Here is a 24071-nt window from a genome sequence, read left to right as displayed (position 1 = left end):
ACTAGGGGGCGGAGGCGATGTGTCGGGCTAGATAGTTTTCTAGGAATGTTTGAGTGGAAACGCCCTCTTTCTGGGCTTCGGCTTCTAGTTTGCGAATGATCCAAAAGGGTAAATCGAGTTCGATTTTTTGCTTTTCCCGGTTGGGTCGTCGGGCGGTGGAGAAATCGAGAAATTCGCTCATGTCTTCCCCCGCATCAAATTTCGCGTCAAATTCTTCGGCTTTCATACCATGTAACCTCATTAGTACGGGAACGGCGAACAGAGATAATACGGATCATTTCACTACGATAGGTAATCACGGCCGTCCAATGCTTATCTTGAACTTGACCGATGATTAAATAGCGTGGCTCGGTCTCGCTTTTGCCAGTGATTTCCAGTAGATTGTCGTCTTCCCAGAGTTTTTGGGCTTCGATAAAGTCTATGCCGTGTTTTTGTTGGTTGGTTTTACTTTTGTTTTCGTCGTACTCGAAGCTAGGCATTTCTAGGAATCGGCGAGTTTTTTTACGTCCGCAGTCAAGGCCTCGACCCTGCTTTTTCCCGATGGTTTCCCGTTGGTTCTGGCGGCTGGCCCCGCACCGGGTCGATTACGAGTGTTTGCGAGGGTATAGGTCGGCATCGATGAGCGTTCCCGCTATTCTGTGTATTTTAACCCATCTATTGGCTGAGTTGACCGGTGAAGGCTTTTTCTAGGATCGATTGTTTAAGTTCGGCGATCGCCTCTAGTTTACGTTGGTAAATGGTTTCGAGTTTTTGAGTTTTTTGATAACATTCTTCTATTTGCTCGACGATTTTTTTTGTTCTACAATTGGAGGAATAAATCTGAAGTAGGGGTTATAAGTCTTGGCGGATAGATCGATAGCGTTTGGCGAGGATTTTGAGATCTTTTTGAAAGCGGGGGGTGAGTCTAATTTCGATGGGGTTTTCGTTAATCGACATCAATGCCTTCCCACATTCGATCTAGGGGGATGGTATTTCCCCCTAGGGCTTCTTGCATTCCTTGTTTAAGGTTGGCGACGATTTCCTCGTCTGGGGTGTCGTCTGGGTTGTGCGATCGTTCCCGTTCTAATTCAAGGCGAAAGGATCTAACGATCTCGTAAATCTGACTCAGGTGATCTTCGGGGATTTCGTGGAGTTCGTCGATGATTTTTTGGATGATCATGGAGCTACGGGAAGACACTATTTACATTTTAACGGTTCTACTGGCTGAGTTGACCGGTGAAGGCTTTTTCTAGGATCGATTGTTTAAGTTCGGCGATCGCTTCTAGTTTGCGTTGGTAAATTTTCTCTAAATCTTGAAGACAATCTTTTATTTTATAAACCTTTTTTACTATAGTTTTTTGTTGCTCTGTGGCTTTATAGCGGGTTTCAGTTGAATGAGGTACAGCATGGATGACTAGGTAGGCTCTTTAAAAGGGGTATCGCAATAGCAACAATGGGTAAACCAGTGATGGATGTCTCGCAATGTAATCTGACTAAAGGCTTGAACGATCGCTTTTTCTAGATCAGCATAGGTACGAGGTGACATAGAACGAATCAGTATTTTCACTTTCGACCAACAGTTTTCAATGGGAGAAAAATCGGGAGAATAGGGAGGTAAAAACTCCAGTCTAGCACCGACTTCTTGAAGAATTGGTTCGAGGGTTTCTTTTTGATGAATCGAAGCATTATCCATTAATACACAAGCTCCTTTCCACAAGTTTGGAACTAATAATGTAGCAATAAATGCTTCAAATATTAAACCATTTGCGGCTCCAAATACATTGATAAAAGCCAGCAAGCCTTTGAGCGCTATCGCTCCAATTATCGTGACGTTTTTTCCTCGGTTTAACGGAACTGAATCATACACTCTCTGACCTTTTTCAGCCCTGCCATAAAGTCTTGTCATCCCTAGATTAGAGCCAGACTCGTCAACGAAAACCAAATCTTCCGCTCTAACATCTCGGATTTTCTCCCAATATTCTTCTCTTAATTTTTGCACTCTTTCCGTGTCTCTTTCCCTAGCGTGTAAGCTTTTTTTTTGAGTTAAATTTAGCCGTTTTAAAATTCTACTGATTGTTGAGTTACTCACCACCGTCTGTGTTTTTTCCTCAATTTGTTTTCTTAACTCGTCTAAGGTGGCATCTTTCTTTTCTTGGACTAAATCGCCCAGCAAGATAATTTCGTCGCTCTTAAGCTTGAGTTTTTGTCCTCCACCATGCGGTCGGGGATTTAGATTTCCTGTTTCACGCCACTGCTTGATTAGTTTCTGGATAAAGCTTAAAGCTACTCTAAATCTTTTGGCTAACTCACGTTGTGAGAGGTTATTCTCCTCGTAGGTCTCGATGATCTTTTGTCGCAAGTCTAAAGAATAGGGCTTCATCGGGTCGTGGCTCCTGCCTAGGTCTATAATTTATTGTCCTCTTCTATTGTACCTCATGCAAGTGCATACCGCTATATTAGTAACCTGCAAACCCTTTGTTTATCCTGTAATCGCCGCAAAAAAGACCATTTAGACCCTCGTTTTCGGCGTTATTTTCAATAATATCCAATGGCTGCCTCCCGGTTCCCTCGATCGCCACTTGTGGAAATACCGCCTGGATGAGTTAGAATCGGAAAGGAGAATTTTTGAGTAACCATGATCAAATTACGTCTAAAACGCTTTGGTAAAAAACGCGAAGCCAGTTATCGTATCGTTGCGGCCGTTAGCACCAGTCGTCGCGATGGTCGTCCCCTAGAGGAGTTAGGATTCTACAATCCCCGCACCGATGAAGTGCGTCTGGATGAAGAAGGGATTATCCGACGCTTACAACAAGGAGCGCAACCGACGGACACCGTGCGCGGCATTCTCACCAAACAGAAAATTTTCGAGAAAATCAATGCCTAGTACCCCCAATTATCTCGAACTGGTGAAATTTATGATCGAGCCGTTTTTGGAAGATCCGGCCAGTCTGAGATTGGATATCGAGCGCTGTAAGGAAAATGAACGTCTTTGGGTGCGTGTAGCCTTCGATGATGCCGATAAAGGCAAAGTTTACGGCCGGGGAGGACGCAATTTACAGGCGATTAGAACTACCCTAGAAATGGCGGCCGCGAGTGCGGGTCGCTCTCTTTATCTAGAAGTCTATGCGGCCGAAAATGAAGGCGAACAGCGCCGCACCCGTCGTTCTAATGGTAACTTTGAAGGTACGGAAAGAAGACCGAGCAATCGCCGACCACCCGCACCCCGGCAACCCAACAACTAACGAGCGATTTTAGGAAAACAGGGAAGGGGTTTCATCCTCGACCCTCTCCAGTTGCTCCAGTTGCTGCCAAACTTTGGCGAGTAAAGTGGTTAATCCGGCTCCCGTCACGGCGGAAATAGTCAAAATCTCGGCATTAGTTATTTTAGCAAACTGCTTTTGATAGTTATCTATCGTTTCCTCGTCCACAGCATCAATTTTGTTGAAAACCAGTATTTGTGAGCGCTTTTCTAATCCCCGACCATAGGCGGCTAATTCCCCTTGGATAATTTGATAATCGGCGATCGGGTCTTCTGATGTCAAGGAGACAAGATGAATTAACAGGCGTGTGCGTTCGATATGGCGTAAAAATTCGTGTCCTAGGCCGATTCCTAGGTGCGCTCCCTCGATTAATCCAGGAATATCGGCGAATACCGTCCCATCTCCCGTGGGTTTGCGTACCACTCCCAAGTTAGGGATAAGAGTCGTAAAGGGATAATCGGCGATTTTGGGACGAGCAGAGGAAACGGCCGAGATTAGGGTGGATTTTCCCGCATTGGGCAGCCCGATCAGTCCCACTTCCGCTAATAACTTCAATTCTAGGCGTAAATGGCGTTTTTCTCCGTCTAAACCGGGTAAAGCGTATTCAGGTGCGCGGTTATTATTGCTTAAAAAGTGGCGGTTGCCTAATCCCCCTTTTCCCCCAGCGGCGACGATTAAAGTCTGTTCAGGCGTGACCAAATCGCCGATAATTTCCTCGCTATCGAGATCGTAAACCACTGTACCACAGGGAACTTTAATAATGCGATCGCTACCGTTGGCCCCGGTGCAGTTGTTCGGGCCGCCCCGTTTACCGTCATCGGCCTTAAAATAGCGACTGTACTGGAAATCTAGCAGGGTTTGCAGGTTCTGAGTGGCGACAAAAATCACCGAACCACCTTTTCCCCCATTACCTCCGGCCGGACCGCCAGCGGGGACGTATTTTTCCCGACGGAAAGCGACAATTCCATCACCTCCCTTACCCCCTTCTACTTCTATTTCGGCGCGATCAATAAACTGCATAAGATTAAATAATTAAAGTGAAAAGTCAAAACCAATTAGCTGTTAAGTAAGTAATCTCAATTAATTGTTAGATAGTGGGACAGGCTTCTGGTTCCTGTTCTTTAATTGTAACTGGCTACTTAGTTGATAACAGGTGGTGCGTTACGACGGATTGTTACCTTCAAGTCAAAGCAGCAATTTTTGCCGTCTAACGCACCCTACGTTTTACTGTATTTTATCTTTAATTGTAAACGGCTACTTAGTTTGCCGCAACCAGTTAATTATACTCCTTAAAACAGAGCGAGAGTAAGCTATTAGTACATTTGTTCGCAAATAAAAAACTTGTTTCTGGGCGGGGAATCCCTACAATAGGAAAGAGGATAATTAGTAGCAGATGAAAACCGATGGGGCAGTTTTTTAAACAAACTTTCGCTAGTTGCTTGGGAACTTTATTGGGATTATTGGCATTTTCGGTCTTAGGTGTGGGGGGATTAGCATTTTTACTGCTTTCTTCCCTGATTTCTAGCGATAGCTCCTCAGTTAAGGAAAAATCAGTCTTAGTTTTTAACTTAGCCACCAATATCAGCGATGCTCCCCCTAGTTCCAGTTTAGCCGATAGTTTGACCGGTGAGAGTACGACCGCTTTAAATTTGCGACAGGTGATAGCGGCGATCGAAAAGGCCACCCTTGATGATAGTATTGTCGGTCTGTTACTCTACGGTCGCGACAATATCGGTGAATATGGCTATGCTACCCTGACGGAAGTGCGGCAAGCTTTGGCAAAATTTCGCCAATCGGGTAAAAAAATTATCGCCTACGATGTGGAATGGACGGAAAAGGAATATTATCTCGCTTCCGTTGCTGAAAAGGTGATTATTAATCCCGTGGGGAGAATGGAAATTAATGGTTTAAGTAGTCAACAAACCTTTTTTGCCGATGCACTAGAAAAGTATGGTGTGGGGGTACAAGTGGTAAAAGTGGGTTCTTTTAAAGGTGCGGTGGAACCCTATACGCGTCAGGATTTAAGTGTCCAGAATCGTCAGCAGCTGCAAACCCTACTCGATACAATTTGGTCTAATTATAGTTCCACAGTGGCCAAAAGTCGCAATTTAACCCCCCAACAGGTGCAAACTATTTCTAATACTCAAGGTATTCTGGAAGCAACCAGAGCGAAAAAGGCGGGTTTTGTCGATGAAGTGGCCTATTTAGATCGAGTAATTGTTTTAGCAAAGGAGTTAACAGGAGAAGCAAAAAATAAAACTAATGAGGAGGTAAATTCTGACTCTTTTTCGCAAATTTCTTTAGCTAATTATGCTAGTTCTCTCGATGAGGAGGAAGATAGTAGCAATCAAATAGCGATAGTTTATGCAGAAGGGACAATCGTAGAAGGTCAGGGAGATAGAGGCGAAATTGGTGGGGATAAATTGGCGAAGGAACTGCGAAAATTACAGGGGAAGGAGGAGGTGAAAGCGGTAGTTTTGAGAATTAATAGTCCGGGGGGAAGTGCCACCGCTTCTGAGGTAATTCTGCGGGAAATTAAGCGTTTAGATGCGAAAAAACCAGTAATTATTTCTATGGGTGATGTGGCTGCTTCTGGGGGTTATTGGATTGCGATGGGGGGTCAAAGAATTTTTGCCGATCATGATACAATTACTGGTTCGATTGGTGTGTTTGGATTATTGTTAAATATCCAGAAGATTGCTAATAACAATGGCATCGATTGGGATACGGTGAAAACTGGAAAATTGGCCGATATATCTACTATTACCAGACCGAAAAATCCCCAAGAATTAGAAATTTATCAAGCGGCAGTTAATCGGTTCTATGATTTATTTATCGAGACGGTAGCCCGGGGACGAAAATTATCACCAGATAAGGTTAGAAGTGTGGCCCAAGGTCGCGTCTGGACGGGAAAAGATGCGGTTAAAATTGGTTTAGTTGATCAAATCGGTGGTCTAGAAGCGGCCGTGCAATACGCAGCCAAAACAGCTAAATTAGGGGATGATTGGAGTCTTAAGGAATATCCTCGATCGCAAAGTTGGCAAGAAGAACTTTTTTCTAATTTCTTGCAAACCTATCTTCCTCCTCTCACTAAAAATAATCATCCTTTGACGCAGGAATGGCAAAATTTTCAGCAGGAATTATTGAAGTTACCTACATTTAATGATCCCCATAGTGTTTATGCTAAGTTACTTTTTAATCTTGATTTTCGCTGATATTATGTAAAAATAATGGCCGCTAATTCTGAAATTCTTTGACGACAAAAATTTCTATGAATCGCCCTAATAGCGTTATTCTTGGTTTAGCCTATATTCTGGGATTATTATCTACAGGTCTGCTAGATTTTAGTCCCCAGTTAAACCGATGGCAAGAAGTGGTAATTAGAATTATTATTATTAGTCTAATTACCCTCTTAACCACAATTTTTATCCGTCGTTTTTGGTGGCAAAGTCCCCCGAAAAAAATTTGGCTGATAGCGGGATTAATAGCTATCTTTGCCGTTGTTTATCTGGAAATTCGCACTCCTTACCCCAGCGCAAACGATATCAGTCATCTTTTAAAAAATAATGTAGTTAACTCTATTAAAATCACGGGTAATATTATATCAGAAATTCGTCTCAATCGCCGAGAAAATTTACAATTTTGGTTAGAAGTAAAAGAATTTAGCCTTAGGAATTTACCAACAGAAAAATCCGAAGGTAAACTCTACGTTACTCTACCAAATCTAGCAGAAAATCAGGTTTATCCCGGACAAGAAATAACAATTAAAGGATTACTGTATCGTCCCCGTCGTGCCAATAATCCCAATGCTTTTGACTTTGCTAATTATCTAGCGCGTCGGGGTGCTTTTGCTGGTTTAAAAGGGGAAATAATTATCGACAAAAAGTCACCAAATTGGGGAGTTTCGCAGATTCGTCAGCGCATTGTTGAGGCACAAATTCAAGGAATAGGTCAAGAAAAAGGGACTTTATTAAGTTCGATTACCCTCGGACGACAAGCGGTTAATTTGCCAGCAAAAATCACCGATTTATTTATTAAAACTGGACTGGCTCATATTTTAGCAGCTTCTGGCTTTCATGTGTCTATTTTGTTGGGGTTTGTTTTAACTATTACTCGCAATTTATCCCCCAAAAAACAGTTTATTATTGCCCTTACTATCTTAATAATTTACGGCACTCTAACAGGGTTACAACCTTCAGTCCTGCGGGCAATTTTGATGGGAATTGGCGCATTAATCGGTCTGCTTTATAATCGACAAGTTAATAGTTTAGGATCACTTTTACTAGCGGCTACAATTCTATTATTATGGCAACCTCTCTGGATTTGGGATTTAGGATTTCAGTTAAGTTTTTTAGCGACTTTGGGATTAATTATTACCGTTCCTTTCCTGAAAAATAAAATTGACTATTTACCTAATTTAATCGCTGAACCTATAGCTATTAGTCTAGCTGCCACTATCTGGACTATGCCTTTATTAATGTTTACCTTTAACTCGATCGCTCTTTATAATATCCCCATTAATATTATCACAACACCCCTAGTTACCCTAATTAGTTTAGGAGGAGTTTTTACTGCTTTTTTAGGCTTAATTTATCCCCCCTTGGGCAGTATCGGCGCTAGTATTCTATATTACCCTCTAGAGTTACTACTGCAAATTACCACCTTTTTTAGTCGGCTTCCTTTTAGTACCTACTCCACAGGTAAATTATCTTTAGGAGTGATGTTAATTATTTATATTTGCCTTACCTTAATCTGCTTTAATCTCTGGTTTCGTCAACGGTGGCATTTAATCGGGTTATTTATCCTCGCTGTAATTTTAATACCGATTATTTATCAGCATTTTACTTTAACTCAGGTGACAGTTTTAGCCACCAAATCGCAACCGGTAATAATTATTCAAAATCGAGGAAATACCCTGTTAATTAATGGGGAGGAACCCGCCACAGCACGTTATACAGTTTTACCCTTTTTGCGACAGGAGGGAATTAATCAAATACAAGGAGCAATAACCGTCAATAATTCGGCGCAATTCTCAACTATCAGTGAGGACATACCGATCAAAAAAATTATTAATTTATCCCAGTCAGAAAAATTTAATCTCGGCGAAATTACTGGACAATTGATCGAGAAAAATTTATTTAAATTTCAGGTAAAAAATCAATCCTGGCTCTGGATTATCAACCCTAAAAATCCCGTTAATTTATCCCAAGAATTTAGCCCCCTAGTGTTATTATGGCAGGGAAGTAATCTAGATAAACAATGGTTAGAGTCCATTCGACCGCAAACAGCGATTGCTGTCACTAACAATCTCTCCCGCAATGCCAGAAATCAACTGAGAAAGGCTAGGATTAAGACTTACTGGACCGGGAGAGATGGAGCGATTCAATGGACAGCAAAAAATGGATTTCAACCCTTTCTAATTAACGAGTGATGTGTACCACCAAAACCGAACAGGGAGCATGATGCACCACATAATTACTGACACTACCTAAGATTAACTCAGATAAACCCGATCGACCGTGACGACCAACAATAATTAAATCTATCCCCTCTTGCTGGGCAACTTGACAAATTTTCTGGCCCGGATCACCGATATAATAATCAGCCTGGGCTGTGATATTATCTTCCTTAGCTCGATCGACTAAACCGTTTAACCAAGCCTGTAATTCCGCCTGCATTTCTTCGGTGATTTGTTGTTCTAAGGCGATCATATCGGGGGGATAACCACCACCATAACCGATCAGATTACCATAAATAAAAGTTTCCGTGTAGGGAATCAAAGGTTTAGATAGACTATAAATAATCCGCAACTGACTAGCGTAGGTTTTCGCTAAGAGGATAGCAGCATCCAACACCTCTGGAGTGACATCTTGATAATCCACAGCCACGAGAATTTTATTATAGAGTTTGTTGGTATCTCGATCGACTGAGAGTGTTTCCGTATTATCCATAGAATTAACCTCCTCGATAGCAGATAACTTCAGGGTTGAAGTTAATCTTTTTTCCCATCGGCTGCCAGCAATACCCTGGGGAAATAGTCAAAAATTGCTGAAAGCTGATGATTAATCCCTGACGATCCCCTACCTCTAGTGTGACATTTTTAGGATAATGTAGCTGAATTACTAAAAAAATTAACAATTTACCCTACTGTTACCTCCCTGTTCTGTCCTAACCCATCAGCATTTGTTGATACAAATCATAGTCAGAATAGGATCGAGATTACATCTATATTGGCGCTAATGGGGGATTATAGATTTAAAGCGGATGTTTAAAGCTGTCTAGGCGTGTAAACCTCTTACAAATACACTGTATTTATAAATGTCAGTCCTTTTACACGCCTTTTTTTCCCTTTTTAACCCCAAATCCGTTTTTAAGCAGAAGTTATTCAAAGAGGGCGAATACAATTCGCCCCTACAATAAATAATATTATCGCGCCAATGGTAGGGGCGCACTGTGGTCAGTGAGTTTATCGAACTGCGTGCGCCCAAAATGTCATCTAGATATTTCGACCAAATTGAGATGCAGCCTTTGCCAAGGGCAGCTGCAGTATATAATCCAATTAGAGCGAGTTCTAAACCAACAACTTATGATTAGTCGCTACATTGTTGCATGGCTCCCGATGATCGTAATAGGAATTAGTAACGGTATCCTCCGAGAAACCACCTACGGAAAATATCTCGATGAACTACGCGCTCATCAAATTTCTACCCTGACGGGAAGCCTATTTTTTAGTCTTTATATTGGCACTCTTGTCTATTTTTGGGGTCTAGAATCCTCCAGCCAAGCAATTACTATCGGTTTAATTTGGTTAGTATTAACAGTGGGTTTTGAGTTTCTATTCGGCCATTTTATCGCCGGTCACTCTTGGTCAAGATTAGGTCAAGATTATAATCTTTTGGCGGGACGAGTTTGGATTTTTGTTCTCTTGGTCATTACTTTTGCTCCCTTACTATTTTATCAACTTTTTTCTTAATTATGAAAGCTATTATCATTAATCGCTATGGCGATAGTAATGTTCTCCAATACACAGACATAGAAAAGCCAATTCCCCAAGAAAAAGAAGTCTTAATTAAGATTATGGCAGCGGGGATTAATCCGATTGATTGGAAGATTCGTCGGGGAATGCTCAAAATAGCCACAGGTAATAAATTTCCCCTGCAATTAGGTTTTGATTATGGGGGAATTATCGTTGAAAAAGGTAGTCAAGTGGAACAATTCCAGATCGGAGATGAGGTTTTTGGTTTTCTCAATCAATTACCCGGTAGAACCTATGCTGAATATGCGATTATTCCCGCTTACCTCTTAGTTAAAAAACCGCATAATCAGAGTTTTATTGAAGCTGCCGCCACTCCTTTAGCCGCTTCTACCGCTTTGCAAGTCTTGCGCGATTTTGGCGGTATTCAAGCAGGAAATCGGATTTTAGTTAATGGTGCATCGGGAGGAGTGGGTAGCTTTGCCGTGCAGATAGGAAAATTTTTCTCCGCGCAAGTAGATGGAATTTGTAGTAGTAAAAATATGGATTATGTCACCTCTTTAGGAGCAGATAAAGTTATAGATTATACCCAAGAAGATTGGAGAAAAACTGAGCAGAAATATGATATAATCTTCGATGCTGTGGCTAAGTCTTCTTTTTGGCACTGTCGTCAGCTTTTAAAACCCCAAGGCATCTATATAACCACCCTACCAAATCCAGGAATTATCCTCTTAAATTATCTCGGTGCTTGGTTGCCCCAAAAAGGGAAACTGATATTTTTTGCTCAAGCACAAGCGTCTGACTGGCAATTTCTCAAAGAAGCGATCGAATCGGGAAAATTAACTGTTAGGATCGATCGCACCTATACTTTTTCCCAGGTGGTAGAAGCTCATAATTATAGTGAATCGGAAAGAGTGCGAGGAAAAATAGTCTTAATCCCCGATTAAGGACAAATAGTTAGGGATTTTCCCGATTTTTTGGGGAACGAGTAAATAGTTTTAAGTAGGTAGAAACAGAGAATTCTTTAATTGGGAAGGTGATAAAAGTCAAGGGATTAATAGTAATAATAATATTGCGGCTATCCCTCTGTACCGCCTTGATAATCTGTTTAGCCACCCAATCGGCGGACATAATACCCACAGGATTTAAATTACTCTTAAAAGGGCCAAGAATTAGCTTTCTCACCACACAGGGGGCATCTAAACGACGCAGGGTAATCATATCACCGATCGCCCGTTTACTGAGTTCGTAGAGGGGACTAAAGGCAGGATTAACCTCCGCTTCCGAGGTATTCACCCAGACTTCCTTGCGGGCAATTTGCTCGTTAGTGCGGACAGTTTTGAAGAATAATTCCATTAAACGCCAGACGGAAAAAGTATTCACTTGGTAGGCTAATTCGATCGCTTCTGGGGTTCTTTGGCCGTGGACATTAACGCCATGATTTAAAATCAGTATATCTACAGACTTAAATAGGTCCTCAAGTTGGGTTTCTTCGCCGATTTGCCATTTTACAGTTTTTACAGGTACTGATTCGCCGTTAATTTCAATAGCGATCGCATTCTCCCCAGAAGTGAGCGCGATTACCTTGGCTCCCTTCAGCTGTAGGTACTTTAACAGCGATCGCCCTAAAGTTCCATTCGCCCCAGTAATGGCGATCGTTTTACCCTTAAGAGAAAGTGCCGTCCCCATCAATTTATCCATAAAGGTGAAAGTGCCACAATAATAAGCCTTTTGGTTATCAAAATGGTGTCGCCAGTGGTAGGTACGATTAACGCGCCATTGAGCGGGAAAACTCTCAAATTGCCCCGGACGATGGGTTAAATCGGTTAATTCCTCCAGATTAGCGATACCTAAACCTCGACCGATCGCCGTGCTGAGAAAAGCCAAAGTATAAAGGGAACCTAACCAACCCAACCAAGGGCGATCGAACCCCCAAGAGTAGGCCAGTAGTACCGGTAAAACACTGGCAGCCAACATAACCAAGGCCTCCGGTACATCATTGTACCAGTGGGCCCGACGATAAATTTCCTCGCTCATTACCGACAGATCGGGACGAAAAACCCGATGATGCCAGACGTGCAGACGATAAAGGGGCTGCCAATGGTGGGCCAGAGCATGATAGCAATCACGCACGATCTCCACCCAAATAATTGAGCCACAAATCAGTCCGACACAGAGGAGCAGGTTTGACATAGGGGATAAATGTTAAATTTTCTCAACGAATGTAAACAGAGCAATCTTAGCCGAAAAAGCGCATTTATCGGGCAAAAAAAACCAATAGCCTGAAAAACTAGGGTTTCTTTCCCGAAAAAACTTAAGATTCTGTTAAAAATTTTAACAATTTTCGGTAAAATAAAGCAAGAAATAAGCGTCTACTTGAACAGTTACTTAACCTGAGTCGATTATGGCAGAAAATTATTGGTCGCGAGAGGATGATAACGAAGAATTAGACCCGATTGGTTCCCTCCTATCTGACTGGTCCGATCCCGAAGACGAGGAGGACGAATTTAGGAGCGAAATTTTTCAAGGCCGATCGGGACGCAGACAGAAAGCGGCTTTTAGCCTCATGGCGATCTGGACAATAATTATCGGACTTCATTGGCTTAGTTGGGGTTATTGGGCAATTATCGCCCTAACTATGGTACTATCGGGGCAAGCTTTGCGGCTGCTGTTCACCAAACCGGAAACGCCGCCAATTCCTTTACTGGATCAAGATCTAGCCTCTGTCCCCAGGGTGTCCCTCTTAGTAGCGGCCAAAAATGAAGAAACCGTAATCACGAAACTGGTTGATTATCTCTGTCATCTAGACTATCCCCAAGATAAATTAGAAGTTTGGATCGTCGATGACTATAGCACCGATAACACGGGGGCGATTCTCGATCGCCTGGCTCTAGAATATCCCCAATTACAAATTCTCCATCGTCCTGCTAATGCCGGAGGTGGCAAATCCGGAGCCTTGAATCAGGTTTTATCCCTAACTAACGGGGAAATTATCGGCGTATTCGATGCGGATGCGGGATTATCCTCCGATTTACTCCGTCATGTGGTGCCGATGTTCGACGATCGAGAAGTGGGTGCGGTACAGGTGCGAAAAGCGATCGCCAATGCTGCCGAAAACTTCTGGACAAAAGGACAAGCGGTAGAAATGATCTTTGATAGTTGTTTCCAACAGCAACGGATCGCAGTGGGAGGGATCGGAGAATTGCGCGGAAATGGTCAATTTGTCCGACGTAGTGCCTTAAATCGTTGCGGGGGTTGGAATGAACAAACGATCACCGACGATCTTGATTTAACTATTCGTCTCCATATCGATAATTGGAAAATTAATGTCTTAAATTTTCCCGCAGTAGCGGAAGAAGGGGTGACAACTGCGATCGCTTTGTGGCATCAGCGCAATCGTTGGGCCGAAGGTGGTTTTCAGCGTTATCTCGACTATTGGAAAGCAATTTTAAAGTCTCCCATGCCTTGGCCAAAAAAGTTTGATTTAATTGCTTTTTTGATCGTTCAATATATCTTACCTGCGGCCGCTATTCCCGATCTTTTAATCACAATTACCCAGCATCAAGCTCCGATTTTAACTCCTTTAACTGGTTTGGCTCTTTCCCTTTCTCTCTGGGGTATGGTGACAGGATTAATCCGAGTTAATACGGGTAAAAAATTGACTTTTGCTCTTGGTTTGGACATCCTTGCTCAAACCATTCGCGGCATGATTTATATGATGCACTGGTTTATTATTATTCCCAGTGTCAGCCTGCGGATGGCTTTGCGTCCTAAACGTTTAAAATGGGTGAAAACCGTTCATCTGGGGGAACATCTCAGGGCCGAAGTTTAATTTTCGAGGATAGACTCCAAAAACTTTGGCCTTATCAGGCCGGAAATCCCCTGTCAGTCAAGGTTACAGCCTTTGGAAACCCCTTTGGGAAAAATTTCCAATTTCCTTAATCATGCTTGCTACCAATAATGTGTTAATTTAGATACAGAATTGAATTCCGTGACAGCACTGGGGTGGCGAAAAGCGCTCGCTCCAGTTTTTTTTGTGATCGGTTAGCGGAATGTCTGCGCTTGTTAATTACTTTAAGGTTAAATCTAGCGAAAATGTAATTAATTTCTTATCGAGAAAACGGGTTTCTTCAAGAAACCCGTTTTCTGTGGGGTTTTTTGCGGGAAGCATCCCCCTCTCCTCGTAGGTTAAGGGGGTGAGGTCATAACAATCCGTTGCCAAAACCGACTTTTCAGAATATAATAAACAAGAGTAGTCATTCATCGCTCAGATTAGTTAAGATGATATTACATGACTAATAATATTGACCATGACCGCTTATTTAAGGAGTTAATCTCCACCTTTTTTGTCGAATTTATTGAGTTATTTTTTCCTCAATTGATGGATTATTTAGATAGGGACTCGATTACTTTTTTAGACAAAGAAGTATTTACTGATGTCACGGAAGGAGAAAGGTATGAAAGTGATTTAGTCGCACAGGTTAAGTTTCGAGGAAAAGAATCTTTTTTTCTGATTCATCTGGAGGCGCAGGAAAGTTCTCGAAAGTGGTTTAATCGGCGAATGTTTACTTATTTTGCTCGCTTTCATGAGAAATTTGTCCTACCGATTTATCCGATTGTAATTTTTTCTTATTCAAAGCCAAAAAGAGAAGCGATTAGTCAATATGTGGTCGATTTTCCCGATTTTAAGGTATTAGAATTTAACTATCAAGTAGTGCAGTTAAATCGATTAAATTGGCGAGATTTTCTCAATCAACCGAATCCGGTTGCTTCAGCTTTGATGGCGAAGATGAACATTGCCGAGAAAGAGCGAGCCAAGGTAAAAGCGGAATGTCTGCGCTTGTTAATAACTTTAAGGTTAGATCCAGCGAGAATGCAATTAATTTCCGGATTTATTGATACATATCTCAATCTAAATCCAGTGGAAGAGAGACAATTTCAAGAAGAGATTAGCACATTTAGTCAACCTGTACAGGAGGGAGTTATGCAAATTACCACCAGTTGGATGCGTCAAGGTATTGAACAAGGTATCGAACAAGGTATTGAACGCGGTATCGAACAAGGTATCGAACAAGGTATTGAACGGGAAAAGACATTGATTCTTCGTCAACTTAAACGCAAGTTAGGGGAGATTAATCCTTCATTGGAAACTAAAATCATGCAGTTAAGTATTGATGATGTTGAAGTATTAGGAGAAGCTTTATTCGATTTCTCTACGGTTGAAGATTTAATCAATTGGTTAAATACTTTAACTGCTTAGGTTTGACGTTAGCGATCGCATCTTCGCCATGACAAGGGGTAAGATTGCTTCGGAGAGGAAATTTCAGTTAACAGTTAACAGTTAGAAGTGAGGTCTGCCAAAGGGAATTGACAGACCGCAAAACATAGGATAGCATTTGTATAATTCTTATCAAAATACGGAGAAAATATGACTCTAGTTATTTCCCAAGAAGTGATTAAAGCAAGTGGTTTATCAGAGGATGAACTGTTGAAGGAAATTGTTGTTATGTTATTCCAACAAGATAAGATTAGCTTAGGAAAAGCAAGTGAGTTATTAGGTATTAATCAAATCAAGTTTCAACGGATGCTTTCTGAACGAGGAATTTGTATTCACTATGATGTTGCTGAGTTTCAGCAAGATATTAAGCATTTAAAAGAGAAAGGTTGGCTATGATTATTATTAGCGATACTTCTCCTCTCAGCAGTCTTGCTCTTGTTGGTTATCTGTCAATCTTAAAAGATATTTATACTAATGTTGTTATTCCCCAAGCAGTTGCCAATGAATTGGCCAATTTAACTGCGGAAGATATCCGCATTAAAGCGATAATTTCTCTGAACTGGATACAGGTTAAACAAGCCACTAATTTGGAACTTGTGGCTTGTTTGAGGAATGAATATAATTTAGATCTTGGCGAAGCAGAAGCAATCGCTCTTGCCTTAGAATTAAAAGCAGATGAATTGTTAATTGATGAGCGTCTTGGACGGAGAGAGGCTGTGCGTTTGGGCCTGTCAATTACGGGGGTTCTAGGAGTTCTTTTAATCGCTAAAAATAGAGGATTGATTGCTAAGGTTAAACCGATAATGGAGTCTCTAATTAGCCAAGCAAATTTTCGCATCAGTCATCAACTTTATGAGGAGGTTTTGCAAACTGCAAATGAATTAGATTAAGTTGTGAGGGGGGAATTGAGAGACAATATTCAGAAAAACTGATGATTTAGAAATACAGTTTTCCCGATCAATATTAATTTCTGTTACAGGGGTATTGAAAAATTGGCAATTGTTAGGCTAAAACTGTTAGCAATAAACTTTTGCTGTCAATGTCATGACTTCTTCTCTTTTGCCGTTCTTTCCTTCTGTTTACGATATTTTGTTTAATTTCGCTCAATCTGACGGTTTTTGGGCGAATTTAGAAACTGCTTTTGGCACAAGTTATGATGTGGTTAAGGCGACGGAATTACAACAGCAGTGGCGAAGCCGAAATTTTAGTCAACTTCCCCCGATTGAGGTACTCAGTGATGAGGTTTTAGGGACGGCGAATGGTGCATATTCCAGTAGTACCAATAAGATTTATCTATCAGCATCTTTTTTAAATACGGCTTCCTCAGCAGCGATAATTAACGTAATTTTAGAAGAAATTGGGCATTATGTGGATGCTCAAATTAATCAGGTGGATAGCGCGGGAGATGAGGGGGCAATTTTTGCGGAGTTGGTGTCAGGAGAGAGTTTATCTAGCCAGCAGTTGCAAGTGCTTAAATTAGAAAATGATACTGCTATTGTTGAGATTGATGGACAGCAAATTCAGATTGAACAGATGGCTACCAATAACCTCCACTTTAATATCACCATAAACGATCCCCTAAATGCTTATTCTACCTACTATGCCGCCATAAAATCTAGCATACAAGCCTCTGGTTCTTTCTGGGACAACTATATCGGGGGAGTAAACGCTAATCTAGAAGTGGTTGTTAATTTTAACAATAATATCCCTACTGCTACTGGAAGAAGCGTTACTTCCTCTTTCGTAAGAAATAATGGCACTTTTAACATATTCGAGCAAGGGGCAGCTGCCGAGATAAAAACTGGAATTGATCCTAATGAGAATGAACCAGATATAGAAATTAACTTAAGTCCTAATTATTTAATTAATACACTTTGGTTTGATAGTAATCCATTCACGAGAGAGGGAATCGTCCCCAACAATAAAATCGATGCCGTTTCTGTATTTATGCATGAATTAGGTCATGCCTTCGCTTTCAGCGGCTGGATGAACCCTACTACGGGAACAATGCCGGGAAATTATCAATCTATCTTCGATGAAAAAACTTACTTTGACGGCACAAACTTCTTTTTCACTGGCAGTCAAGCCGTGAGTATTTACGGTTCTTCAGTACCTCTAACCTACGGTAACATCTCTCATTTAGGCAACAATTCTCCTCGTCCCGGGTCGGATCTTATCTCTGATTTGATGAATGGCGTAGTATATTATTCTGGTCAAAAGTATTACATATCACCTCTCGATGTCGCTATTTTGGCAGATACGGGCGTACCTGTTACCTTCAATTTGCCTGTAAGTGTCACTCTTGCTGTTGCTCCCAGTAGTGTGACAGAAGATGGGACAACTAACTTAGTCTATACCTTTACTCGTACCGGTTCCACAACCAATCCTTTAACAGTCAATTACACCCTCGGAGGGACAGCTACTCTTAATACCGATTACACTCGTACCGGGACTAACAATACAGTCACCTTTGCTGCTGGTTCATCCACTGCTACCGTAACAGTTGACCCCACTGCTGACACAATAGTAGAAAGTAACGAAACTGTTATTTTAACCCTTGCTGCGGGGACAGGTTATACAGTAGGTACGACTACTCCAGTTACGGGAACAATTAATAATGATGATACCAGTGTCACCCTAGCAGTTTCTCCCGCAAGTGTTACCGAAGATGGGACAACAAATCTGGTTTATACCTTCACTCGTAGCGGAGTAACAACAAATGCTTTAACGGTTAATTACACCCTCGGAGGGACAGCTACTCTTAATACCGATTACACTCGTACCGGGACTACCAATACTGTCACCTTTGCTGCTGGTTCATCCACTGCGACGGTAACAGTTGACCCCACTGCTGACACAACAGTTGAACCCGATGAAACCGTCATTTTAACCCTCGCTTCAGGGACAGGTTATACGATAGGTACGACTACTCCAGTGATGGGAACAATTACCAATGATGATGTCACCCTTCCTAGTATTACTCTTGCAGTTGCTCCCGCAAGCGTCACCGAAGACGGGACAGCTAATCTCATTTATACCTTTACTCGTAGCGGAGTAACCACTAATCCTTTAACAGTCAATTACACCCTGGGAGGGACAGCTACTCTTAATACCGATTACACTCGTACAGGGACTACCAATACAGTCACCTTTGCTGCTGGTTTATCAACAGCTACCGTAATCGTTGACCCCACTGCTGACACAACAGTAGAAAGTGATGAAACTGTTGCTTTAACTCTTGCTTCTGGGACAGGTTATACAGTAGGGACTACCACCGCAGTTACGGGGACAATTACCAATGATGATGTCACCCTTCCTAGTATTACTCTTGCAGTTTCTCCCGCAAGTGTTACCGAAGATGGGACAACCAACTTACTCTATACCTTCACTCGTAGCGGAGTAACAATCAATCCTTTAACCGTCAATTACACCATCGGGGGAACAGCGACTCTCAATACCGACTACACTCGTACAGGGACTACCAATACAGTCACCTTCGCTGCTAATTCAGCGACCGCGACTGTAACCGTTGATCCCACTGCTGACACAATAGTAGAAAGTAACGAAACTGTTATTTTAACCCTCGCTTCTGGGACAGGTTATACAGTAGGTACGACCACCCCAGTGACGGGAACAATTACCAATGATGATGTCACCCTTCCCAGTATTACTCTTGCGGTTTCTCCCGCAAGTGTGACAGAAGATGGGACAACCAACTTAGTCTATACCTTCACTCGTACTGGAGTAACCACTAATCCTTTAACGGTTAATTACACCCTCGGAGGGACAGCTACTTTAAATACCGATTACACTCGTACAGGGACTACCAATACAGTCACCTTCGCTGCTAATTCAGCGACCGCGACTGTAACCGTTGATCCCACTGCTGACACAATAGTAGAAAGTAACGAAACTGTTATTTTAACCCTCGCTTCAGGGACAGGTTATACGATAGGTACGACCACCGCAGTTACGGGGACAATTACCAATGATGATGTCACCCTTCCTAGTATTACTCTTGCAGTTTCCCCCGCAAGCGTCACCGAAGATGGGACAACAAATCTGGTTTATACCTTCACTCGTAGCGGAGTAACAATCAATCCTTTAACCGTCAATTACACCATCGGAGGGACAGGGACTCTTAATACCGACTACACTCGTACAGGGACTAACAATACTGTCACCTTTGCAGCTAATTCATCCACTGCTACCGTCACAGTTGACCCCACTGCTGACACAACTGTTGAAGATGATGAAACTGTTGCTTTAACTCTTACTTCTGGGACAGGTTATACAATAGGTACGACCACCGCAGTGACGGGAACAATTAATAATGATGATACCAGTGTCACCTCGCAACTCTCCATTAATGACATCACCGTAGTGGAAGGTAAAGATAATAATGCCATCCTCACCGTCACAGTTGATAACCCCAATTCACAACCAATTACCTTCAACTATACCACTGCACCCATTGATGCTACCGCCAATGTAGATTACACTAGCAAAACCGGAACTATCACCATTGCACCTAATACTGCCACCGCTACTATTAGCATTCCCATCCTCAATGATAACCTCAATGAACCTGATGAAGCTTTTACAGTAACCCTGTCAAATCCCGTTAATGCTACCATTAACCCCGAAGGAGGAATAGGAGAAGTTATCATTACTGATACTTGGCAAAGCAGTCTTACTCGCACCTTACCCAACAATGTCGAAAACCTCAGACTAATTGGCAGTAATAATATTAACGGTACAGGTAACGCTGGTAACAATAATATCACCGGAAATAGTGGCAATAATCAAATCAATGGACGTGCGGGAATCGATACCTTAACCGGTGGTTTAGGTGCAGATACTTTCATCTTCCAATTTGGCCAATCTACCATATCAACAAGCGATCGTATCACAGATTTTGCCATCAATAGTGATAAAATCGACTTATTAACTCAAGGTGGAACCGCCATGAATGCGCCTAGTAGTTTCAGTCGCGCTGCTGATAGCACTACTACCACTTTAGACAATTTAGTCAATCAGGTATTTACTGATGCCAATGGAGCCACTACAGGTAATCAAGGATTAGCGGTTAGTAGTGCCGCCTTAGTGCAGGTAACAACCGGTGCGATAGCTGGAACTTACCTCGTTATTAATGATAGCGCGGCTGGCTTCCAATCCAGCAATGATTTATTAATAAATATCACCGGATTTACTGGCACTTTACCAGCTTTAGGGAGCATTCCAGTGGGTAATTTCTTTATCTAAGTGTCTAAGCTCTCCTTCTAAGTCACCTAGAAAACGGGTTTCTTCAAGAAACTATTTAGAAACCCGTTTTCTGGACTTTAAGAAAAAAACGTTTCGCTGACAAACTCTATAAAGAACGTAGGTTGGTTTGAAGCATGAAACCCAACGCCTGCTCATGTTAAGCTTTTCACTACTACTTATAGTTAATCATGTATTTCTGGCAATTTCGTGTTTATCAGCGTCCTTTGCTGCATCCCCTACAAACCCATCACGGACTCTGGCAAATTAGGGAAGGAATTATTATTCGCTTAGAAGCTGAAGATGGACGTATAGGATGGGGAGAAATTGCTCCTTTACCTGAATTTGGTTCGGAAACATTATCGGCAGCAATATTATTCTGTCAAAGTCTCGAAAATCCCCTATCAATAACTTCAATTTTTTCTATTCCCGAACAATTTCCCGCTTGTCAATTTGCCTTTGAATCAGCTTTAGAAGATTTAAGTATCGAGAATAAATCAAGAGAATTAGAACCGAGAAATTATAGTTATTTATTACCCACCGGTGCGGCAGTATTTCCCTGTCTGGATGATATTTTAGCCGTCAATCAAACTAATACTTATAAATGGAAAATTGCAGTTAATTCTCTCGCAGAGGAGTTAAACTTATTTGAAAAATTAATTGACCGATTACCCAGGGGAATTAAATTGCGTTTAGATGCCAATGGGGGATTAAGTATTGCTGAGAGTAAAATCTGGTTAAAAATTGCCGATGAATGTCAAATAATTGAATTTATCGAACAACCTTTACCTCCGTCTCAATGGTTAGAAATGTTGCAATTAAGTCAAGATTTTACCACAGGGATTGCTTTAGATGAATCGGTGGCCAATCTTCGACAAATAGAGGAATGTTATCAACGGGGATGGCGAGGAATTTTTGTGATTAAACCTGCTATTACTGGTTCAATACAAGGGTTAAGAAATCTCTGGAAAAAATATCCCTTAGATTTAGTATTTTCCTCGGTTTTAGAAACTAATATCGGCAGAAAATCCGCTTTACGTCTAGCACAAGAATACCCCAAAAAGGAGCGAGCTTTAGGTTTTGGTGTGCAACAATGGTTTAATAATAGTGACCCCGATTGGTTAGAAAAACTGTGGACGACATCAGCGAACAATTAGCATATCTCAGTCAAAAAGATTGGTTATATGGATACAATAGCCAGAAATTTTATCAATTATATCAGTCCTATTCTCGGCAATTTATCGCCGCAGATAATCCTCGATTAACTATACTGCTTGCTGAAGGCAATCCCCTTAAATTCTTAGCGATATTCTTGGCTGCCGTCAGTACCAAAAGTTGCCTATTTTTAGCTAATCCTGACTGGAAAACTAACGAATGGCAACAGGTTTTCTCTCTGATGCAACCCGATTATATTTTTGGCGAAAATATCAAGGTTTTTAACTATAATTCTCCTCCTGTCAATCCTTTGACTAATTCTCTGATGATACCCACGGGAGGAACCTCGGGAAAAATTCGCTTTGCTATCCATAACTGGTTAACTTTAACTGCTTCTGTCAAAGGTTTTTCTGAATATTTTCAAGTCAAGCAGGTTAACTGTTTTTGCCTACTGCCTTTATATCATGTTAGTGGTTTAATGCAGTTTCTGAGAAGTTTTTTAACAGAGGGAGATTTTGCTGTTATTCCTTACCATAAAATCAAACAAAAGCGCATAAATAATCTCAATCTTCAAGATTATTTTATCTCCTTAGTCCCCAGTCAATTACAATTTTTTCTAGAAAATGATCCTCGATGGTTAGCCAATTTTAAAACAGTTTTCCTAGGAGGTTCCCCTGCATGGCCATCTTTATTAGAAAAAGCTAGAGAATATAATATTTCCCTATCTCCCACCTATGGAATGACGGAAACTGCCTCACAAATTGTCACCCTTAAACCAGAAGATTTTCGACGAGGCAATAATAGTAGTGGACAGCTATTACCCCATGCTCAGATAAAAATTAATCCCGATAACCAGAAAATTATTATTGAAGCGAAATCTTTATTTTTAGGTTATTATCCCCATCTTAATCAAGCAAGCTACTTCGAGACCGATGACTTAGGTTACTTGGATGAAAGTGGTTATTTATATATTATTGGTCGCGATAGTCAAAAAATAATTACCGGAGGAGAAAATGTTTATCCTCTTGAGGTAGAAACTGCCATTAGACAAACTAATTTAGTTAAAGATGTGGTGGTTTTAGGATTGCCAGATTCTCGATGGGGACAGATAATTGTGGCTTTTTATGTACCCGTTAACTCTCAGATAAACCAGACAAGTATTCAATCCCAGATTAAGGATAAATTAGTCAATTATAAACTGCCGAAACATTGGATAAAATTACCAGAGATACCAAAAAGTCCCCAGGGGAAGATTAATCGAACCAATTTAATTAAATTAGCTGAAACTTGTTTTGACACCGAGTCAAACCCCGGACGATAATTATAGCAGTTATCTTAATGGTGAGTTATGAGGTTTTCCTTTTGGGGAGAATCCGAGACGATATAATCGGGTAAAATGGCTATGGGTGCTAATCCGAGCAGATTTAAATTAGGTTTATTTTCCAAAATTATAGTGACTGTTCCAACATCTGACCGTGTTCTTTAAGCCATTGCTTTGCCTGTTCCATAGTAGCAATTTGCGACCTGATAATCTGCCAAAATCGTGGAGTGTGGTTCGATTCAATCAGATGCGCTAACTCATGAACTACCACATAATCAATTACGAACATCGGGGCTTTGATCAATCGCCAGTTAAAGTTAACATTGTCTTGGGGTGTACAAGAACCCCAGCGATATTTGCTATCGGTAATTTTAGCCTGATTAAACCTGACACCAAGCTTTTTAGCATAAAGGTTGACACGAGGAAGTATCTTCTCTTTTGCCTTCTGAATGTACCAATCTTGAAAAATCTCGCCACCATTCTCTGTTAGTGCCTTTGGTACTCGAAAGCGATTGTTAATAAACTTTATCTCTGTCTGATCATCAACCAATTCTAAACGATAGTAGCGCCCTAAATAAAGAAGCGACTCGCCATTAACCAGTTCCTTACCCGGAGGATGAAGTGGGACTCGATACTTTTGCTCGTGGTGAATTTTTTCATAGAGCCACTGCTTGCGTGACTCTACTATTTGCTGGATCTTATCGGGATGAGTACCAGTAGGCGCTCTGACCACGATCGAGCGATCACGTTCCACGGTAATGGTCAGGGTCTTACGACTGGAAGAATAAATGATTTTATAGTCAAGTTTCATATTAAAAGTCGCTCAATTTTACTCGATTCAGC

The 24071-nt window shown here is 41.4% G+C and carries 23 protein-coding genes; 14 read left to right on the top strand and 9 right to left on the bottom strand.

What is annotated here, in order from left to right:
- Position 1: 1 nt before the first annotated feature.
- The 4 genes from brnA to myaer_RS02190 form a co-directional block, all read right to left on the bottom strand.
- Entirely contained in the window at positions 2-226 is a 225-nt protein-coding gene (brnA, locus tag myaer_RS02205) for a type II toxin-antitoxin system BrnA family antitoxin (protein ID WP_016515715.1), read from the bottom strand.
- Positions 207-479 carry a BrnT family toxin gene (locus myaer_RS02200; RefSeq protein WP_045359780.1) on the bottom strand — a complete coding sequence of 91 codons (273 nt, stop codon included), beginning with the start codon at positions 477-479 and terminating at the stop codon, positions 207-209. Before myaer_RS02200 ends, brnA begins: the two co-directional genes overlap by 20 nt.
- 446 nt (positions 480-925) lie before the next feature.
- Positions 926-1177: a hypothetical protein gene (locus myaer_RS02195; protein ID WP_235614797.1), complete on the bottom strand. Its 252-nt coding sequence runs from the start codon at positions 1175-1177 to the stop codon at positions 926-928.
- Between the two features lie 216 nt (positions 1178-1393).
- Entirely contained in the window at positions 1394-2359 is a 966-nt protein-coding gene (locus myaer_RS02190) for an IS630 family transposase (RefSeq protein ID WP_046660783.1), read from the bottom strand.
- A gap of 33 nt (positions 2360-2392) precedes the next feature.
- Here myaer_RS02190 and myaer_RS22245 point away from each other — a divergent pair, with 33 nt between their 5' ends.
- The 3 genes from myaer_RS22245 to myaer_RS02175 all read left to right on the top strand — a co-directional run bounded on the left by myaer_RS22245 (position 2393) and on the right by myaer_RS02175 (position 3221).
- Positions 2393-2521, top strand: a complete 129-nt coding sequence (locus tag myaer_RS22245) for an HNH endonuclease (RefSeq protein WP_268807303.1) — start codon at positions 2393-2395, stop codon at positions 2519-2521.
- Positions 2522-2614: 93 nt separating this feature from the next.
- The gene (gene rpsP, locus myaer_RS02180; RefSeq protein ID WP_002780060.1) at positions 2615-2863 is read left to right on the top strand and encodes a 30S ribosomal protein S16; all 249 of its coding nucleotides are present in this window, start codon (positions 2615-2617) and stop codon (positions 2861-2863) included.
- Positions 2856-3221, top strand: coding sequence for a KH domain-containing protein (locus myaer_RS02175; RefSeq protein ID WP_002801906.1), 366 nt, complete (start codon positions 2856-2858; stop codon positions 3219-3221). The genes rpsP and myaer_RS02175 overlap by 8 nt, the downstream gene beginning before the upstream one ends.
- Positions 3222-3230: 9 nt before the next feature.
- Here myaer_RS02175 and obgE read toward each other — a convergent pair whose 3' ends face one another.
- Positions 3231-4259, bottom strand: a complete 1029-nt coding sequence (obgE, locus tag myaer_RS02170; protein ID WP_046660782.1) for a GTPase ObgE — start codon at positions 4257-4259, stop codon at positions 3231-3233.
- Between the two features lie 383 nt (positions 4260-4642).
- On the opposite strand from obgE, the gene sppA reads away from it, so the two are divergent.
- Entirely contained in the window at positions 4643-6454 is a 1812-nt protein-coding gene (sppA, locus tag myaer_RS02165; protein ID WP_046660781.1) for a signal peptide peptidase SppA, read from the top strand.
- Positions 6455-6510: 56 nt separating this feature from the next.
- The gene (locus myaer_RS02160; RefSeq protein ID WP_046660780.1) at positions 6511-8670 is read left to right on the top strand and encodes a ComEC/Rec2 family competence protein; all 2160 of its coding nucleotides are present in this window, start codon (positions 6511-6513) and stop codon (positions 8668-8670) included.
- On the opposite strand, the gene myaer_RS02155 is transcribed toward myaer_RS02160, so the two are convergent.
- Positions 8660-9190: a universal stress protein gene (locus myaer_RS02155; protein ID WP_046660779.1), complete on the bottom strand. Its 531-nt coding sequence runs from the start codon at positions 9188-9190 to the stop codon at positions 8660-8662. The two genes, myaer_RS02160 and myaer_RS02155, sit on opposite strands and share 11 nt — an antisense overlap.
- 635 nt (positions 9191-9825) lie before the next feature.
- Between myaer_RS02155 and myaer_RS02145 the strand changes: the two genes are divergently transcribed.
- Positions 9826-10212, top strand: a complete 387-nt coding sequence (locus myaer_RS02145; protein ID WP_046660778.1) for a hypothetical protein — start codon at positions 9826-9828, stop codon at positions 10210-10212.
- A gap of 2 nt (positions 10213-10214) precedes the next feature.
- Positions 10215-11159, top strand: coding sequence for an NAD(P)-dependent alcohol dehydrogenase (locus tag myaer_RS02140; protein WP_046660777.1), 945 nt, complete (start codon positions 10215-10217; stop codon positions 11157-11159).
- Positions 11160-11169: 10 nt separating this feature from the next.
- Here myaer_RS02140 and myaer_RS02135 read toward each other — a convergent pair whose 3' ends face one another.
- On the bottom strand, positions 11170-12405 hold the full coding sequence (locus myaer_RS02135) for a bifunctional sterol desaturase/short chain dehydrogenase (RefSeq protein ID WP_046660776.1): 1236 nt from the start codon (positions 12403-12405) through the stop codon (positions 11170-11172).
- Positions 12406-12616: 211 nt separating this feature from the next.
- On the opposite strand from myaer_RS02135, the gene myaer_RS02130 reads away from it, so the two are divergent.
- The gene (locus tag myaer_RS02130; protein WP_046660775.1) at positions 12617-14044 is read left to right on the top strand and encodes a glycosyltransferase; all 1428 of its coding nucleotides are present in this window, start codon (positions 12617-12619) and stop codon (positions 14042-14044) included.
- Between the two features lie 237 nt (positions 14045-14281).
- On the opposite strand, the gene myaer_RS02125 is transcribed toward myaer_RS02130, so the two are convergent.
- Positions 14282-14476 carry a hypothetical protein gene (locus tag myaer_RS02125; RefSeq protein WP_046660774.1) on the bottom strand — a complete coding sequence of 65 codons (195 nt, stop codon included), beginning with the start codon at positions 14474-14476 and terminating at the stop codon, positions 14282-14284.
- Positions 14477-14503: 27 nt separating this feature from the next.
- On the opposite strand from myaer_RS02125, the gene myaer_RS02120 reads away from it, so the two are divergent.
- The 6 genes from myaer_RS02120 (at position 14504) to myaer_RS02095 (ending at position 23228) form a co-directional block, all read left to right on the top strand.
- Entirely contained in the window at positions 14504-15472 is a 969-nt protein-coding gene (locus myaer_RS02120) for a DUF4351 domain-containing protein (protein ID WP_046660773.1), read from the top strand.
- A 168-nt stretch (positions 15473-15640) separates the two neighbouring features.
- Positions 15641-15886, top strand: coding sequence for a UPF0175 family protein (locus myaer_RS02115; RefSeq protein WP_002739258.1), 246 nt, complete (start codon positions 15641-15643; stop codon positions 15884-15886).
- The gene (locus tag myaer_RS02110) at positions 15883-16380 is read left to right on the top strand and encodes a DUF3368 domain-containing protein (RefSeq protein ID WP_046660772.1); all 498 of its coding nucleotides are present in this window, start codon (positions 15883-15885) and stop codon (positions 16378-16380) included. The genes myaer_RS02115 and myaer_RS02110 overlap by 4 nt, the downstream gene beginning before the upstream one ends.
- Before the next feature lie 154 nt (positions 16381-16534).
- Positions 16535-20755, top strand: a complete 4221-nt coding sequence (locus myaer_RS02105) for a beta strand repeat-containing protein (RefSeq protein ID WP_046660771.1) — start codon at positions 16535-16537, stop codon at positions 20753-20755.
- Between the two features lie 188 nt (positions 20756-20943).
- The gene (locus myaer_RS02100; protein WP_046660770.1) at positions 20944-21909 is read left to right on the top strand and encodes an o-succinylbenzoate synthase; all 966 of its coding nucleotides are present in this window, start codon (positions 20944-20946) and stop codon (positions 21907-21909) included.
- Positions 21885-23228 carry a 2-succinylbenzoate--CoA ligase gene (locus myaer_RS02095; protein ID WP_046660769.1) on the top strand — a complete coding sequence of 448 codons (1344 nt, stop codon included), beginning with the start codon at positions 21885-21887 and terminating at the stop codon, positions 23226-23228. Before myaer_RS02100 ends, myaer_RS02095 begins: the two co-directional genes overlap by 25 nt.
- Before the next feature lie 127 nt (positions 23229-23355).
- Here the strand turns inward: myaer_RS02095 and myaer_RS02090 are convergent, their stop codons facing one another.
- The gene (locus myaer_RS02090; RefSeq protein WP_046660768.1) at positions 23356-24039 is read right to left on the bottom strand and encodes a M48 family metallopeptidase; all 684 of its coding nucleotides are present in this window, start codon (positions 24037-24039) and stop codon (positions 23356-23358) included.
- Positions 24040-24071: the final 32 nt, after the last annotated feature.

Source organism: Microcystis aeruginosa NIES-2549 (assembly GCF_000981785.2).
In the GTDB taxonomy this organism is placed as follows: Bacteria; Cyanobacteriota; Cyanobacteriia; order Cyanobacteriales; family Microcystaceae; genus Microcystis; species Microcystis aeruginosa_C.
Note: the sequence above shows the minus strand (reverse complement) of the source record. Positions and strands in the feature narration are given on the sequence as shown.